This is a genomic window from Pseudomonadota bacterium, assembly GCA_013285445.1.
Lineage (GTDB): Bacteria > Pseudomonadota > Gammaproteobacteria > Xanthomonadales > Wenzhouxiangellaceae > Wenzhouxiangella.
Genome location: CP053448.1, coordinates 2,492,133 through 2,508,460, shown reverse-complemented (window position 1 = coordinate 2,508,460; position 16,328 = coordinate 2,492,133). Strand labels below are relative to the sequence as shown.

Annotated in this window: 16 protein-coding genes; 11 read left to right on the top strand and 5 right to left on the bottom strand. The window is 64.4% G+C overall.

The annotated features are described in order from the left end of the window. From HND55_11280 to HND55_11265, 4 genes are all read left to right on the top strand, one after another. Complete coding sequence (locus HND55_11280; GenBank protein QKK03181.1) at window positions 1-966, top strand: hypothetical protein; 966 nt, start codon at window positions 1-3, stop codon at window positions 964-966. Beyond that, a complete protein-coding gene (locus tag HND55_11275; protein ID QKK03180.1) occupies window positions 963-1,475 on the top strand; it encodes a CvpA family protein in 513 nt (170 codons plus the stop codon). Before HND55_11280 ends, HND55_11275 begins: the two co-directional genes overlap by 4 nt. 1 nt (window position 1,476) lies before the next feature. Further along, the gene (gene purF / locus HND55_11270) at window positions 1,477-2,952 is read left to right on the top strand and encodes an amidophosphoribosyltransferase (protein QKK03179.1); all 1,476 of its coding nucleotides are present in this window, start codon (window positions 1,477-1,479) and stop codon (window positions 2,950-2,952) included. Between the two features lie 67 nt (window positions 2,953-3,019). After that, window positions 3,020-4,432, top strand: a complete 1,413-nt coding sequence (locus tag HND55_11265; protein QKK03178.1) for a deoxyribodipyrimidine photo-lyase — start codon at window positions 3,020-3,022, stop codon at window positions 4,430-4,432. A 24-nt stretch (window positions 4,433-4,456) separates the two neighbouring features. Here HND55_11265 and HND55_11260 read toward each other — a convergent pair whose 3' ends face one another. After that, window positions 4,457-5,446, bottom strand: a complete 990-nt coding sequence (locus tag HND55_11260; protein ID QKK03177.1) for a M15 family metallopeptidase — start codon at window positions 5,444-5,446, stop codon at window positions 4,457-4,459. A 100-nt stretch (window positions 5,447-5,546) separates the two neighbouring features. On the opposite strand from HND55_11260, the gene HND55_11255 reads away from it, so the two are divergent. After that, window positions 5,547-6,089 (top strand): hypothetical protein, encoded by a 543-nt coding sequence (locus HND55_11255; GenBank protein ID QKK03176.1) that lies wholly within the window; start codon window positions 5,547-5,549, stop codon window positions 6,087-6,089. Here HND55_11255 and genX read toward each other — a convergent pair. The 4 genes from genX to HND55_11235 all read right to left on the bottom strand — a co-directional run bounded on the left by genX (window position 6,061) and on the right by HND55_11235 (window position 12,248). Further along, on the bottom strand, window positions 6,061-7,011 hold the full coding sequence (gene genX / locus HND55_11250; GenBank protein ID QKK03175.1) for an EF-P lysine aminoacylase GenX: 951 nt from the start codon (window positions 7,009-7,011) through the stop codon (window positions 6,061-6,063). The two genes, HND55_11255 and genX, sit on opposite strands and share 29 nt — an antisense overlap. After that, on the bottom strand, window positions 7,008-8,525 hold the full coding sequence (locus HND55_11245; GenBank protein ID QKK03174.1) for a Ppx/GppA family phosphatase: 1,518 nt from the start codon (window positions 8,523-8,525) through the stop codon (window positions 7,008-7,010). Before HND55_11245 ends, genX begins: the two co-directional genes overlap by 4 nt. After that, window positions 8,518-10,650, bottom strand: a complete 2,133-nt coding sequence (ppk1, locus tag HND55_11240) for a polyphosphate kinase 1 (protein ID QKK03173.1) — start codon at window positions 10,648-10,650, stop codon at window positions 8,518-8,520. The genes HND55_11245 and ppk1 overlap by 8 nt, the downstream gene beginning before the upstream one ends. A 119-nt stretch (window positions 10,651-10,769) precedes the next feature. Continuing rightward, entirely contained in the window at window positions 10,770-12,248 is a 1,479-nt protein-coding gene (locus tag HND55_11235) for a M48 family metallopeptidase (protein QKK03172.1), read from the bottom strand. Between the two features lie 101 nt (window positions 12,249-12,349). Here HND55_11235 and HND55_11230 point away from each other — a divergent pair, with 101 nt between their 5' ends. The 6 genes from HND55_11230 to HND55_11205 all read left to right on the top strand — a co-directional run bounded on the left by HND55_11230 (window position 12,350) and on the right by HND55_11205 (window position 16,244). Beyond that, a complete protein-coding gene (locus HND55_11230; GenBank protein QKK03171.1) occupies window positions 12,350-12,715 on the top strand; it encodes a hypothetical protein in 366 nt (121 codons plus the stop codon). Beyond that, complete coding sequence (locus HND55_11225; protein ID QKK03170.1) at window positions 12,712-13,017, top strand: hypothetical protein; 306 nt, start codon at window positions 12,712-12,714, stop codon at window positions 13,015-13,017. The genes HND55_11230 and HND55_11225 overlap by 4 nt, the downstream gene beginning before the upstream one ends. Next, window positions 13,014-13,361 carry a TusE/DsrC/DsvC family sulfur relay protein gene (locus HND55_11220; GenBank protein QKK03169.1) on the top strand — a complete coding sequence of 116 codons (348 nt, stop codon included), beginning with the start codon at window positions 13,014-13,016 and terminating at the stop codon, window positions 13,359-13,361. Before HND55_11225 ends, HND55_11220 begins: the two co-directional genes overlap by 4 nt. 63 nt (window positions 13,362-13,424) lie before the next feature. After that, the gene (gene grxC / locus HND55_11215; GenBank protein QKK04088.1) at window positions 13,425-13,664 is read left to right on the top strand and encodes a glutaredoxin 3; all 240 of its coding nucleotides are present in this window, start codon (window positions 13,425-13,427) and stop codon (window positions 13,662-13,664) included. A 92-nt stretch (window positions 13,665-13,756) separates the two neighbouring features. Next, on the top strand, window positions 13,757-14,782 hold the full coding sequence (locus HND55_11210; GenBank protein ID QKK03168.1) for an isocitrate dehydrogenase: 1,026 nt from the start codon (window positions 13,757-13,759) through the stop codon (window positions 14,780-14,782). A gap of 280 nt (window positions 14,783-15,062) precedes the next feature. Beyond that, window positions 15,063-16,244 (top strand): hypothetical protein, encoded by a 1,182-nt coding sequence (locus HND55_11205; protein QKK03167.1) that lies wholly within the window; start codon window positions 15,063-15,065, stop codon window positions 16,242-16,244. The last annotated feature ends 84 nt before the right edge of the window (window positions 16,245-16,328 follow it).

The window sequence follows — 16,328 nt, the reverse complement described above, 5'->3', positions numbered from 1 at the left end:
ATGGACAATGTTTTGAAGCAGCGGTTGGTCGGCGCGACCATCCTGATTGCACTGGCGGTGATCTTTCTGCCCATGCTGTTTGAGGATGACGGGATCGATCCCGGGCCGCGACAGCTGGCGGTCGATCTGCCCCAGCGCGCGGAGGGCGAACGTCGCGAAATGCGCCGTCTCGCGCTCGACCCGGAACGGGCACGCGTGCCCGACTCGTCGCCTGAACAGACGGGGTCGGCGGATCCTGCGCCGGTCGTTGTCGATCCGCCCGAAATCCCGTCCGTGCGTACCGAGGAGCAGCCGGAGGCCAACTCTCCGGACATGGTCGCGGAATCGGCGCCGCCGGCCGGGCCGGGTCCGGCCAGCGAGGGGTCGCGCGATAAACCGGAAGTGTCCGACAGCAGCGCTGATCGGCAGATCCGGACAGAGGTGTCCCAATCCGATGCGATCGGCGGGTGGATGGTTCAAGTGGCTGTTTTTGGCAGCGCCGAAACGGCCTCAATCGTGCGATCTAGGCTGGAGGACCTCGGTCATTCGGTGGTCACTGACACGCTCGTGCGCGACCAGTCCGAGCTTTATCGTTTACGCACCGGTCCCTACCAGAGCGAGAGCCTGGCCGGCCGTGCACGAGACCAGATCGCCGCAACCGTGGCCGGGGTGGAGCCGGTGGTGCGGGAGTTCGATACAGTCACCGCCGAGGCAACAAGCGACCCCGCCGACCCGCCGCGTGCGGCCACAGGAGCGGGGTTTGCTGTCCAGGTCGGCTCTTTTGCCAGCCGCAACAACGCCGATCGCCTGGTGGCGCAGCTGCGCGAGCAGAATCATGACGCTTTCATGCACGGCGAGGACAGCGGTGGACGAATGATCTGGCGGGTCCGCGTTGGCAATTTCAACAATCGGGAACGGGCCGACGCGCTGCTTGAGGAACTGCGCAGCGAGGCCGGGCTGGAAGGGATCGTGGTATCCCATCCATGAATGGCGCCGATTATGCGATTCTGGCCATCTGTCTGGTATCGATGATCGTCAGCCTGTTTCGCGGATTCGTGCGCGAGGTTTTTTCGCTGCTGGTCTGGGTTGCGGCCGGCTATGCCGCGCTGCAGGCCGCCGGCCCGCTGTCACTGCGGCTGGAGCATGTCATCGAGGTGCCCTCGGTGCGCGTGATCGTGGCGTTTGCCGGCGTTTTCGTGGTTGTGCTGGCGGTTGGTGGGTTGTGCAATTATCTGCTCGGCAAGCTGGTTGTCGGCACCGGCCTGAGCGGGACGGATCGGATGTTCGGCGCACTGTTCGGCGCGCTTCGCGGCGTGGCGATTGTCCTGGTGGGTGTCGTGATCGCCGGGTTCACGCCATTTGTGGAAGATCCGTGGTGGCAGCAGTCAATGCTGCTGCCTGAATTCGAGCGTCTGGGCCGCTGGCTGGTGGAGCGCTTCCCCGAGTCGATCCAGAACTATCTGCCAGAAGAAGTGGTTGCGGAGGCGGAGGCCTGAGATGTGCGGAATCGTCGGAATTGTTGGTCGCACGCCGGTCGCCGCTCGTCTCTACGATGCCATGACCGTGCTGCAGCATCGCGGTCAGGATGCGGCCGGCATGACCACCCTGGATCAGGGCCGAATGCGCTCGGCGCGCGGCATGGGACTGGTGCGCGACGTGTTTTCCGAAAGCGCGGTGGCCGGGCTGACCGGTGAGGTTGGAATCGGCCATGTTCGCTATCCAACTGCCGGCTGCGATCGGCCGGACGAGGCCCAGCCGATGTACGTCAACTCGCCGTGCGGAATCGCGCTCGGGCACAACGGCAATCTGATCAATAGCGAACGGCTCAGCCATGAACTGTTCGAAGAGGATCGGCGCCATATCAACACGGAGTCGGACTCGGAGGTGCTGCTTAACTGTCTGGCGCATGAACTCAGTCAGCGTACCCGTGACGGCATCCGGCCCGAAGATGTGTTTGCCGCGGTTGACGGCGCCTATCGCCGCTGTCGCGGCGGTTACGCAGCGGTGGCCCTGATCGCCGGCGTTGGCCTGCTCGGTTTTCGTGATCCGCACGGTATTCGCCCGGCGGTCCTGGGGCAGCGCGAATCCGGGGACGGACCGGAGTACATCATCGCCTCGGAGTCGGTCGTGCTCGATATTCTCGGCTTCGAGCTGGTCAGCGACCTGGCTCCCGGCGAGGCCGTTCTGGTTTCACTTGACGGCACTGTGCACCGACACCACAGTAGCCATGCCGAGTCGCATACGCCGTGCATCTTCGAGTACGTGTATTTTGCCCGGCCTGATTCGATGATGGACGACATTTCGGTCTACAAGGCGCGCCTGCGCATGGGAGAGGCACTGGCCGAGAGAATCCTTCAGGACTGGCCTGATCACGATATCGATGTCGTCATCCCCGTTCCCGACACCAGCCGCACGGCCTGCCTGCCGCTGGCGCATCAGCTCGACGTCAAGTATCGCGAGGGACTGATCAAGAACCGCTATATCGGCCGGACCTTTATCATGCCGGGCCAGGAGGAGCGGGTTCGTTCCGTGCGTCGCAAGCTCAACACCATTGCGCTCGAGTTCAAGGGCAAGAACGTGCTGCTGGTCGATGACTCAATCGTTCGCGGCACAACCTCAAAGCAGATCATCCAGATGGCGCGGGAGGCCGGCGCGCGGCGGGTCTACCTGGCATCAGCTTCGCCGCCCGTGCGGTATCCCAACGTGTACGGCATTGATATGCCGGCTGCCAGTGAGCTGGTGGCCGCCGGCCGCAGCGAGGAGGAGGTTCGGCAGGCCATTGGCGCTGATCGCCTGATCTACCAGGATCTCGACGCGCTGGAGCGGGCCTGCCGCGGCAAGAACGACCGCATTGACGGGTTTGACAGCTCCTGCTTCAGCGGTCGGTACGTGACCGGCCTGGAGCCGGGCTACCTGGAGGCGCTCGAGGCTCGCCGTTCCGATGCCATGCGCATGCAGCGGCGCGCCGGCTGACCGTTAGTAAGCCTGATCCCGTTCGCGGTTCATGCCGTCTTGAGAACGGTGGTGGCATGATGGGCCAATGGCAGGAACTGCAATCGTCTGGTTTCGAAACGATCTCCGGCTGGCAGACAACCCCGCTCTGCACCACGCTCGGTCTGCGCATGACCGCGTGGTGCCGGTCTTCATTGAAGATTCGGCGGCCGAACCCGAATGGGCGCGTGGCGCCGCCAGTCGCTGGTGGCTCCATCATTCACTGACCGCACTCGACCAGCGCCTGCGCCAGCGTGGCGTCCGGCTGGTGGTCGCTCGCGGTGACGCCGAAGCCGAGCTGATACGCATCAGGAACGCCAGTGGCGCCTGTGCCGTGTACTGGAATCGTCGCTATGAGGCGCCCGGTGTGGCCCGTGATCGCCAGCTCAAGAAGCGTCTTCAAGAGCGCGGCCTGACGGTGCACAGCCATGCTGCCTCGCTGTTGTTCGAGCCCTGGTGCTTGCGCAAGGACGACGACACGCCTTATCGGGTCTTCACACCCTACTGGCGACGGATGCAGCGCGAGTGGCGCCTGCCGGATCCGCACCCCGAGCCGCGCCGTCTGAACGGTCCGAGCCGCTGGCCGGCCAGTCTGGACATCGATGCGCTGGGTCTGCTGCCGGCGATCGACTGGACCGACGGCCTGCGGCAGGCCTGGAATCCGGGGGAGCCCGGTGCCAGGCGCAGCCTGGAGCGGTTTCTGGGACTGGCCGTGGCGGACTATCACCACTGCCGCGACCGTCCGGATCGGGCCGGCACTTCTCGCTTGTCTCCGCATCTTCGTTTCGGGGAGATTTCTTCTGCGCAGGTCGCTCGCGCACTGCAGCCGTCCGGCGAACTGCCCGACGGCAAGGGCCGGCTCGTTTTCCTGAGCGAAATCGCCTGGCGGGAGTTCTCCTACCATCTGCTCTGGCATTTTCCCGACATGCCCGAGCGGGCGCTGGACCATCGCTTCAGGTCCTTTCCCTGGCGCAGGGCAGACGATTACCGGGGAGATTTGGAAGCCTGGCAGGCCGGTATGACCGGTGTGCCGATGGTCGATGCCGGCATGCGCGAGCTGTGGGCGACAGGCTGGATGCACAATCGGTTACGCATGATCGTGGCCTCATTCCTGACCAAGAACCTGCTCATACCCTGGCAGGAAGGGGCGCGCTGGTTCTGGGACACCCTGGTGGATGCCGATCTGGCCAACAACAGCCAGGGCTGGCAGTGGACGGCGGGTTGCGGTGTTGACGCAGCGCCCTACTTTCGGGTGTTCAACCCGGTCCTTCAGGGGCAGCGCTTTGATCCCGACGGTGACTACGTCAGGTGCTGGTGCCCGGAGCTGAAGGAGCGGGGCAGCGAGCGAATTCACCGGCCACTGAGCGCTCGGGAGTCCAGCCAACTGGGCTACCCGACCGCCTGCGTCGATCTGGCTGCAAGCCGCAAGCGCGCGCTGGCGGCCTGGCAGGGGATTTGCTGACGCCTGCGCCAGCGTGCGACTGGTTCAGGGACGATGGTAGTACCAGTGCCAGGGTTCCCAGTTGATGCCGTGGCGATTGTTGCGCGGGTAGGATTCGCTGAATCCGAAGTAGCGGGCGTTGGACAGCAGCCACTGGTAGGCTTTGGTCTGGGCGAACTCCGGCTGCAGGGGTTTGCAGCTGTGCGTGGTCAGATCGACCGCCCGGCCGCTGTGGTGTTCGCTGAATCCCGGCGCGGCCGACGACTGCAGCACCTGGCTGATTCGCTGCCCGGCTTCCAGCTTGCGGCGCACCAGGTTGGCCTGGTAGACGACCGGCCGGAACCCCGAAACCAGCTTGAGCTGGATGCCGGCGCCATCGGCTGCGGCGGTCATTTTTTGAAAGGCTTCGGCGGCCGGAGGGGAGAGTTTCTGCTGGCGGCCAAAAATATCGATCCCGGCCGCAACCAGCTCGTTGGCCTCCGGGACGATAGCCATGCGGTGGCGGACCCCGTAGTCCTCCGGGACACCCAGCTCGTCGCAGGTTTTGAGTATTCCGACGATTGATGGATCGGCGCCGCGAAGAAGATCCTTATCGGTTTCGATGGATTCATCATCGTCAGTCGCAGGCCGACAGCTGTATCCGAGAGAGCGCATAAAGCCCGAAACCCTGCGGCGCGCACGTCCACCGAGTGTGCGGATACCGAAGCCAAGCGCGCGTGTCTCCAGCTCGGCAAACAGACGTCGAGGTGTATCTGGTGTTGCGGTCTCGGGATCGAGAAAGCAGGCCAGGATCCGGCCGCGGTCGACGTCGAGTGCGGCCAGCCCGGCCAGGCGTGTCTGATGCGTTGCAATGACCAGCGCCTGGTCCGGAATCAGCCGGGCCAGATGAGACTCGACCGTTCCGTCGCGACGCAGGCTTGACATCATATCGGGCAACCGGGACTTGATCAGTTCGGCCAGTGTTGACAGTTCCGTGGCACGTGCTGGACGCACTTGGATCGCGTCTTTCATGGCGGCCTCGGCAGTTTGAGTCATCAAGCCCTCCTGTTTGCTTGGTTCCTGCCCCCTGAGAGATGATCGGTTGACGGATTCCAATCGGCTCCATGCTATATTTTGGCACATGATGCGCGGGGTGATGTCCATGGTCCTGGTTCGCGTGTCGGCCGGGATGGGCCTGCTTGCCGTTATCGTCGCCTTGATGATCTGGCCGGCACGCGGGTTGCTCACGGCAATCTGGCCCGCGCCGCTTGCCGAAACACTGATTCTAGCCAGCGATACTGGCGTGCAGCGTTTTTTTCATCCGGCTGGCAGTGAACCGCCGACGACCGGTACCCTGGTTGCCCGCAGCCATCCGCTGAGCCTGGTCTGGCTGAAGCCGCAATCCGGCTCGCCCGTGGCTGGTTACCTGCTTGGCGTCCGCTTTGCAGCGCCGGACGGACCGCTGCTGTCGGTGCCGCCCTGGCTGGACCAGCCGGTGGTATCGCAACCGTTCCCCGAGTCGCTGATCCTGGTGCTGCAGACCGCCGCAGGGCACACCGTCGAGGTCGCCGGCGACGAGCTGCAGCGGCTGGTTCAACCCAACCGACTGAGCCTGGTTGAACGAATTCGGCTGTGCGCCCGGCGTTTCGCGGAGCGCTGGCGCTGGCCGGCTACGGGTCGGGCAGGACAGGCGGGGTAAAGGCAAGGACATCGCTGATCTCGTCGATTGCCAGTGCCAGCATTGCCAGGCGGTCGAACCCCAGGGCAATCCCTGCGCATTCGGGCAGGCCGCTATCCAGCGCGGCCAGCAGCGCTTCATCGATCGGCATCGGTCGGCGCCCGATCTGGTGACGGCGGTGGTTGTCCGACTCGAAGCGCGCTCGCTGCTGCCCGGCATCGACCAGTTCTCGATAGCCGTTGCCCAGCTCAAGTGAACCCGCAAAGATCTCGAACCGCTCAGCCAGGCAAGGCTTGTCTGGCCTCAGGCGCGCCAGCGCGGCCTGCGAAGCCGGGTAATCGTAGACAACGGTAAGCTGTCGCGGCGGCAGTTGCGGCTGGGCCCGGGTGGCAAACAGGAAGTCGAGCAGCGTGTCGCGGTCACTGTTGTCCGGCGCGTCGCCGCCGGCTGCACGGGCCAGGTCGCGGTCATCGGCACGTAGCGGGTCAACGCCGATGGCCTGGCCCAGGCACTGACGCCAGGTTACGTAGTCGACCGCCCACTCCGGGCCGGTTTCGCCAAGACAGGCGACGACGAGATCGACCGCTTCTGCGGCCAGTTCTCGCCAGGTCCAGCCGATTCGATACCATTCCAGAAGGGTGAACTCGGGTCGGTGGTGGCGCCCCGATTCGCCGGCGCGGAATACGGGTCCGATCTCGTAGAGATCGCCGCAACCCGCCGCCAGCAGCCGCTTGTGGTAGTACTCCGGCGAGGTCCTAAGCCAGCCGCGCTGCCCGGACAGCGACATGCTTTCGATATGGACATCGCTGACTCCGGCGGCAGTGAGCACCGGCGTGGTGACTTCAACGACATCGCGCTTGGCGAAAAACCGGCGAATCTGCGCCAGCAGCTCGGCACGCCGGCGCAGCGTGGGCACTGCGGCGGTCGGACGCCACTGGCTCACAGCAGGTGTTTGACCGGCGCCAGCTCGCCGAGAGTCAGATGGATATCAATGTGCCGAAGCTGGCGCTGCTGAAAACCCAGGCTCCGGCGCGTCAGCGGATGCACCTGCAGCCAGCCGCGCGGCAGGTCGAGGCGAAGCCGGTTGTCGTCGCCGAACAGGGCAAAATCAGGCATGTCGCTGTCGCGCCGGCTGCGTGCAAAGGCCACCGCCAGGCGCATGATGGCGACCAGCCGGCACAGCGGATGCTGCAGCCTGCCGGGCAGCTGCCGAATCACGCTCGGTTCGATCCGGCCACGCTGCAGGCAGACCAGGGCGGCCATGAACTGCTGCTCCTGGCGAGTGAAGCCGGCCATGTCGGCGTGTTCGATCACATAGGCGCCGTGACGGGCATGTCGATCGTGGGCAATGCTCAGGCCAAGCTCGTGCAGCTGGCAGGCCCATTCGAGCATTTCGGTGTGGGCGAGGCTCAAACGCCAGGCTTCGGCCACTTGCTCGGCCGCCGTCAGCGTCCAGTCACGCACCCGTGCCGCCTGGTGGGCGTCGCACTGATAACGCTCGGCCATTGCAGTCACGGTGCGGGCGCGTGGGTCGCGATGCGTCAGGCGGCCGATCAGGTCGTGCAGCAGCCCTTCGCGCAGCGCAAAGGGCGACACCTGGATCCGCTCGATGTCCAGGGTGTCCATCACGGCCTCCAGAACAGCAAGGCCACCGACGATGACCGGCCGGCGGCGGTTCGACAGGCCCGGCAGCTCGATTCGGTCGATATGTCCGGCACGCAGGATGCGTTGCCTGAGGTCGTCCAGATCGCTGCGCTCGATGCAGGCATCGTCCACGCCGCGACGACCCGCGGCCATCGTCTCGATGGCCCGAAGCGTCCCCGACGAGCCAACGGCCTGCTGCCACCCGAGCCGGCGGCAGTCGGCTCGGATATCGAGCAGCGCCTCGCCGACGGCTTCGACTGCGCGCTGCCATCGTTTGGCGGTGATGCGGCCGTCCGGAAAACCGCGGCGCGTGACCGAAACACAGCCGGTCGGAATGCTCTCGGCCAGGTCAGGCTGCTCACCTTCGCCAATCACAAGCTCGGTGGAGCCGCCGCCAATGTCGACGATCAGGCGTCGTCCGCCGGCCGGTGCTGTGCCCTGGCTGACGCCCAGATAGACCAGCCGCGCCTCCTCCCGACCACCGATGATATCGATCGGGCAGCTGAGTGCGGTTTCAGCCACGACCAGAAACGAGGCCGGATTGGCGAGCTGGCGAAACGCCTGGGTGCCCACTGTCCTGATCTGGTGCTGGGGAATGCCGGCGATTCGCTGACCGAAGCGGGCCAGGCTGGCCAGGGCGCGCTGGCGGGTTTCGCTGTCGAGTCGCCCGTCATCATCGAGACCGCCGACCAGGCGCACCATGTCCTTGATTCGGTCGATCACGCGTAGCTCGTCGTGTTCGCGTCGGGCGACGAGCATGTGAAAACTGTTGCTGCCGAGGTCGATGGCGGCGTAGAGCTGTCGTTCAGGCATGCGGACGGGCGTGCATGAGAATATCCTGTGGATTGTGCAGCGGCTTGCCCGCGGCCGAATCAATCAGGTGCCAAGTGCCGTTGCCGTCCAGCTCCCAGGCCTGAACATCATCGCGGAAGGCCAGATCAATGCTGTCGTGGCGAACTCGTTCGGCGGAGGCCGGATCGACAATCGGAAAACAGGTCTCGACGCGCTGGAACAGGTTGCGTTCCATCCAGTCGGCGCTGGCGGCCCAGGTTTCGGGCTGACCGTCGTTTTCGAAGTGGTACACGCGGCTGTGTTCCAGGAAACGACCCAGGATCGATCGCACCTGAATGGTCTCCGACAGTCCCGGTACCCGGGGTCTCAGGCAGCAGATACCGCGCACCACCAGCCGGATGCGGACGCCGGCGCGTGAGGCACGGTAGAGGGCGTGAATGATCGTCGGCTCGGTCAGTGCATTCATCTTGGCGCAGATCGCGGCAGGCCGGTCGGCCCGGGCGTTGTCGGTTTCCCGCGCGATGCGCTCGAGCAGGAACTCGTGCAGACCGAAAGGCGACTGAATCAGGCGTTCGAGTCGTTGCACGCGCCCTGGGCCGGAGAGCTGCTGGAATACCCGGTGAACGTCGCGGGCAAGCTCGCGATCCGTGCTCATCAGACTCCAGTCGGTGTAGGCCCGAGCCGTGCCCTGGTGGTAATTGCCCGTTCCCAGGTGCACGTAGCGTTTGAGCTGCCCGCGCTCGCGCCTGACGATCAGCATCATCTTGGCATGTGCCTTGTGCCCCACCACGCCGTAGACGACCTGGACCCCGGCTTCCTGGAGCCGTGTGGCCAGGTTGATGTTGGCCTCTTCATCGAAACGTGCGCGCAGCTCGACGACCACCGTCACGTCCTTGCCCGAGCGCGCTGCCTCGATGAGCAGCGCGACCAGCGGCGAATCGGCGCCAGTGCGATAGAGAGTCTGTTTGATTGCAAGCACCTGCGGGTCCCAGGCGGCTTCGCGCAACAGATCGAGCACTGGCTGGAAGCTGTCGTAGGGATGATGCAGGACATGGTCCTGCCGCGCGATGGCGCCGAACAGTTTCCCACTGCTGCCGAGCGCTTCCGGTGTGTGCGGCTGGAACGGCGGATACTTCAGGTCAGGCCGATCAGCCAGGTCGCAGACCGCGCTCATCCGGTTGAGGTTAACCGGACCGTCACATCGGTAGATGTCGTCGTCGTCCAGGCCGAACTTCGTCGCCAGGTAACGCACTACGTTCTCCGGGCACTGATCGGCAACCTCCAGCCGCACGGCCTCGGCAAATCCGCGTTCCATCAGTTCGCCCTCCAGCGCTCGAGCCAGATCCTCGACTTCTTCTTCGTCGACAAACAGCTCGCTATTGCGGGTCACCCGGAACTGGTAGCAGCCGCGGACGTCCATGCCAGGAAACAGCTCACTGATGAACGCGTGCATGATCGACGACAGAAAGACGAAGTCATCCGGCCCGCGTGAGTAGCTCTTGGGTATGCGGATGATGCGCGGCAGGGATCGTGGCGCCCGCACCAGTGCCATGCCGCTGTCGCGTCCGAAGGCATCCCGGCCTTCCAGGGCGACGGCGAAGTTGAGGCTCTTGTTGAGTATTCGCGGGAACGGGTGCGCCGGATCGAGTCCCAGCGGACTGAGCACCGGCATGATCTGTCGCTGGAAGTGACGGTGTAGCCAGCGCCGCTGGCGCTGACTCCACTCGCTGCGCCTGACGATGTGAATGCCCTGCCGCTGCAGGTCCGGCATGAGTTCCTGATTGAGGACGCGGTATTGTGTCTGGACCATCTCGAGCACGGTCTCGCGGATGGCCGCCAGGGTTGCGCCGGGAGTCAGCCCGTCGGGGCCCGGCTGGTTCGCGCCATGCTGCATGCGCTGGCGGATCGCGGCTACACGTACTTCGAAGAACTCGTCCAGATTGGTGCAGGAAATGCACAGGAAACGCAGGCGCTCGAGCAGCGGCAGGGTGTCGTCCCGCGCCATTTCAAGCACCCGCCGGGTAAACGTAAGCAGACTGATTTCGCGGTTGATCAAGACGGCCGGATCGTCAACCGAATCGTCTGTCCAGCGCTCAAGCGGACTGACGCGTTGCGAGATCCGAATGGGACTGCCGTTCGTTTTCATCGATGGCGCAGCGAAATGGCGGTGATCGGGCGACGCGCGCTCAACACGTCGGTAACCGTCTACCATAGCCTGATCCGGGTGACAGTTTGTTGACAACCGGCCCTCCCTGTGCCTGGCCTTCAGCGGCCCGCTTGCTCGGCCAGTCGCAGCCGCTCCGCGCGGAGCTGCTCCATTCGGGCGTTGACGCGTGCGCGCTGGTAGTAGTCGAGGTCGTCTCGCTTGCTGACCCGTTCAAGCTGGATGATGGCTTCTTTGACGGCGCCACGCATTGCGTAGCTTTCGGCCAGGGCCTCGGCTGCCCGCACGCTCTGTCCTGCTCGATCGGCGGCACGCGCGTACAGCTCAGTCATTTCGACATCGTTTTCGTGGTGGCGCAGGTACTGACGCAGGATGCCGCCTGCGCGCGCCGCCCTGGCCGGATCCGGATCGTGCATCAGCGCCTGTGCAAACTGACGGGCGACCAGGCCATTGCCAGGATACTGCCAGTAAAGCGACTCGAGAATGTCCAGGGTTTCGCTTTGGCGGCCTACAGCGAGCAGCCACTTGGCCTCGAGCAGTTGGTAGAGTCGTTCGTCTGGCGCGGACGCCAGCAGTGCATCGAGCTCCTTGCGGGCCTGGTCAAGCCGGCCTTCACGCAGCAGACTGAAGGCCAGACCATAGCGCATCGAGTTTTCCGGCCGGCTGCCTTCGGCAATTCGTGCGCGAAACCAGTCTTCGGCCTGTCCGGGCTTGCTGCTGACCAGTGCCCGCAGCCGCGCCTGGACGGTGTGGAACATGCCACCGTCGAGTGGTTCGCGCACCGGCAGCTGCTCGGCGCGTGTGCGTGCCTCGGCAATCCGGTTCACGGTCAGGGGGTGGGTGCGGAGATACTCCGGCGGCCCTTCGCCCATCGGGCGGGAGATCACGCTGAGTCGCTCGAAAAAGCGCGTCATGCCCTGAGGGTCATAGCCGGCGCCGGCCATCAGCGCAATGCCGATTCGGTCGGCCTCGGCCTCGTTTTGGCGCGTGTGATTGATCTGGAATTGCTGGGCCAGGCTCAGGCCACTCATCATGATCGCCTGGCTGGCCTCGCCACCGGCACCGGCCGCGCCGGCCGCCAGCGCCAGGCCGATCGTGGCCAGAAGGGTCGGCAGCGAAACCTGCTGGCTGTTTTCGAGGCCGCGTGCCAGGTGGTCCTGGGTGACGTGCGCAATCTCGTGCGCGATGACGCCGGCAATTTCGCTGTGGTCTTCGGCGGCCAGAATCAGGCCGGTATGCAGGCCGATGACCGAGGCCGGTGCGGCGAAGGCGTTGATGTTGGGGTCGTCGATGACAAAGAAGTGAAAGGTGTTGCCCGGCCGGCTGGAATACGACACCAGACGATAGCCCATGTCCCTGAAGTATTCGCTGACCAGCGGATCTTCGATGAGCAGATGGTTGGCGCGCAGGAATCGCTCGAAGTCGGATGGGAAGGTGCGCTGTTCCTCGGGCGACAGAACCTGCGTCGAGGTGCGTCCGATGTCGGGCAACTGAACGCCACTTTGTGCCCGGACCTGCAGCGCGAGCAGCATCGCTACAATGATGAGCAGGTAAAGCGTATGCCGTGCAGACTGGATCATGTTGAAATCAGACCGGGCCGGAGTCGTGGGGTTCCGATCGACTGCCTTTTCACAGACGCACATTATGGCAGCTGTCAGGGCGGCGAGGGGGGCATTGGCCGATGAGCAGCGCTGAAACCCGGCGGACCGACCGTTGCGCTGAGCACATCGTGCTTGTTCGGGCGCCAGCCGGTCATGACCGGGCCATTGATGCGCTGCGACTGGCTCAGGCCTGGTTGGAGGGTGGCCGCTGCGTTCTGGCGTTTTTTCATGGTGACGGCGTCGACCATGCGGCCATGGACATCCGGTGCCAATGGCAGGCGCTGGCGGCCGCCCATCATTCACTTGATTTGGCGATCTGTTCCGCGGCCTGGCAGCGTCGCCTGATCGATAAGCAGCCGCCGGCGCCGTTCGAGCTGTCGTCGCTGGTTCAGTTCTGGTACCGTGCCAGCCTGGGGCGCGCGCTCTGCTGCATCGGAGGGCCATGATGGGCGATTGCTGGGTCGTGATCGTGCAGTTGCCGCCAAGTGAGCCGGCCAGCACGGAAATGCTGGAGCTGGTGCTGGCCGGTGCCAGTCTGGATCTGGACCTGACCGTGGTGTTTCGGGGTGCAGGTGTGGCGCATGTGGCGGAAGATCCGTTTCGACCCTGGCGACAGCTGATTGACCACAGCCTTGCAACCGTGTTGGTCGAATCCGGTGCTGCCCGACTGCCGGAAGGAGCGCTGTCGTGCAGCGCTGCCGAGATCGACGCGCTAGTCCGTGGGGCGCGGGCCGTGCTAGTGCTGTGAGTCTGTCGTTGCCGGCAATCATCTATCTCGACGGCAAGGCGATCGCGCTCGACGGCGCGGGCTTCCTGCGTGATCCGGAGCAGTGGCGCCCGGAGTTGGCCGAGGCCCTGGCCGAGCGCGACGGCATCCGCCTCGGCTCCGACCACTGGTGGCTGATCGAGTTCGTGCGTGACTATCACGCGCAGTACGGCACGCCGCCGCTGATGCGCGTGGTCGTGACCGAATTGCGGCGCCAGCTCGACCCGTCGGCCGGTAGCCGTGAGCTCTACCGCCTGTTTCCCGATGGGCCGGTGCGCATGGCCTGCAAGTATGGCGGTCTGCCCAAGCCGGAATGGTGCATTTGATCGGGTATCATGGCGCTTCATTGATTGCACAGTGAGCAGCCCGTGAGCCACAAGCCGGTTTTGATGTATGCCACGTCGATTTGTCCGTATTGCGCGGCCGCGCGCAAACTGCTGCGTGACCGGGGCGTGACATGGCAGGAGATTGCTGTTGGCGGGGATCGTCAAAAACGCCAGGAAATGATGACTCGGAGTGGTCGTCGCACGGTGCCGCAGATCTTCATCGGCGATCAGCACGTGGGCGGATTCGATGATCTCAGCGCACTCGACCAGGAAGGTGCCCTTGAGCGGCTGCTGCAGTCGTGATCGGGTAGTGGGCTGCGCCGCAATCGCAGCAGCAGTATAATGGCCGGCTTTTCGTCTGCCTTTATTACCGACTGGACTCAAGGAGATTGGGCGTGACTCAGCAAATCACCGTCATTCGCGGCGACGGCATCGGCCCCGAGATCATGGACGCAACGCTCAAGGTGCTCGATGCAGTTGATGCAGGTCTGGACTATGATTTCCAGCTGGCCGGCATGGCGGCCCGTGAGGCCAGCGGGGAACTGCTTCCGCAGGCGACCCTGGATTCGATCGAGCGCAATGGAGTCGCCCTCAAGGCGCCGTTGACCACGCCGGTGGGCGGCGGGTTCAAGTCACTCAACGTCACCTTGCGCAAGCACTTCGATCTGTACGCCAACGTTCGGCCGGCAATCAGCTTCAAGGGGTCAAATTCCCGCTACGAAAACATAGACCTGATTACGGTGCGTGAAAACACCGAAGGCGCGTATCTCGGCGAGGGCGCCTACACGGCACCGGACGGCAGCCGGGCAGAGTCCAAGATGGTGGTCACGCGCAAGGGCTGCGAGCGCGTGGTGCGTTTTGCCTTCGAGCTGGCCCGTCGCGCCGGGCGCAAGAAGGTGACGGTGGTCCACAAGGCCAATATTCTCAAGGACGTGACCGGCATGTTCTTGCGCGTTGCGCACGAAGTGGCTGCAGAATACGAAGACATCGAAGCCAATGACCTGATCGTCGACAATGCCTGCATGCAGCTGGTCATCAGGCCAGAGCAGTTCGACGTGATCGTGACCACCAATCTGTTTGGCGACATCATTTCCGATTTGTGCGCCGGGCTGGTTGGCGGCCTTGGCCTGGCGCCTGGCGCCAACATCGGTGACCGGGCGGCGATGTTCGAGGCGGTGCATGGTTCTGCACCCGATATTGCGGGGCAGGGGATTGCCAACCCGTGCGCGCTGATTCTGGCATCGGCACAGATGCTGGAACATCTCGGCGCGCAGCAGCGTGCAACCCGCGTGCGGCAGGCGGTTGCCGCCGTCATTGAGGCCGGGGACCACACCACGCCGGACCTGGGCGGCAGCGGCACGACCGACGGCTTTGCCCGGGCGATCTGTGACCGGCTGGAAGCATCGTCGACCAGCGGCTGAGCGGGGCCGGCAGCGGCACGAGACAGGCAGGCGTCGCGCGGGCGGAGTCGCCGGCGCGGGATCGACGCAGGCGATGGGGCTGCCGGGCGGTGCGTCGACCCGGTATTGGCCTGGGAGACTTCACAAATGTTGCATGCGCACAACAAAGGCGTCGGGCCAGTGAATCCTGCGGCAACAGGGTGTTACGCGAGCTGCTGAAGTTTTTTGCCCAAAACGTTGTATTTTTGCCAAGAGTGTGGGTACACTATCGACCAGTAAACCAGTTAGCGGTAAGGTAGGCGTGCTCAAGCGAATTGCTTCCATCGCCATGGTGACAGCGGTTATTGGGCTGACGATGCCGGCGGCATCGCTTGCCCGCGTAACCGGCAGCCTGCATTCCGGGCCCTATGCCGGCATGGCGTGGTATCTGGTCGGATTCGAGCTGGGGCCGTGGGAACAGTACCTGGTCCATGAGCTGACTCCCGACCTGGAACGCCTGGCTTCGCGGGAGCTGCCGCGGGTGACCTGGCTTCATCTCGACGAAATGGCTATCGTGCCGGAGTTTGCGCATGCGCTTATGAGCGAGCGCCGCGGCCTGGCCTTTTCGCTCTACCGTTCGCAATCGGTCTTGTTGCTCAAGGACGATCTGGCCAGTCGGCTCAGCGCCGGTCATCGATTCGAGCAGTCCATCGTCATGCCGGGTGTGCGCCACCAGGTTTCCGACTCGGGCGCTCTGACGGTGACCGCGGTGCTCGCCAGCCAGCGTTTTGGAGCGTCGGGCATGAACCTCCAGTTCAGTGATGAGCCGGTCAGCGGCGGTGGCGAACGCCCCCTCGCGCTGGAGCCGCTGCACCAGGAGGTGTCGCATGGCGCCGGGCTGCGCTTTGCGCTGAGCAGCGAGCTGAGCGAGCGTCTGCGCCTTGAGGCCGCATTCCAGTCGCGTATCGACATGGATGAATTCGCGTCGGTGCGCGGTGTGCATGGTGTCCAGGCGGAGCTCGACATACCGCCGCGAATTCATCTCGGCTTCCAGCTGGATGCAACCGATCGATCACGCCTGAACTTCGGCGTATCACAGGTGTTCTACAGCGAGATTGGCGCTTTCCCAAGCCGGGCCCTGCCGGCCCGTTTCACGGCCCTGCTGGGTGACCGCAACAGTCCCGAGTTTGCCTGGTCCGACCTGGTCGTCTACAACCTGGGCTGGCACTGGCAGCACGATAATGATGTCGAGGTATTCGTCGACTATCAGAGCCGCAGCCAACCGCGACCGACAGCCCCGGCCCTGGCTGCAGCACTCGATTCTGAACTTGCCCAGAACGCGATCCTGGCTGGTTTCTCCAAGGGAATAGGACGCAGCAGGCTGCACCTCAATGCGGCCTACGCCCCGCCGGAGTTTGCCTTCGGCGGCAATATCCTGGGCATCGTAACCGACAAGCTCGACCAGGAGCTGGAGGTTCAGGCGATGCTGACGTTCGATTTCTGATTCGGTCTGTCCACTTTACCCCGCTGATACAACACTCCTCGGAACGGACGGTGCCCGGTGGCCTTCGCGGGGAAGGCCCACCGG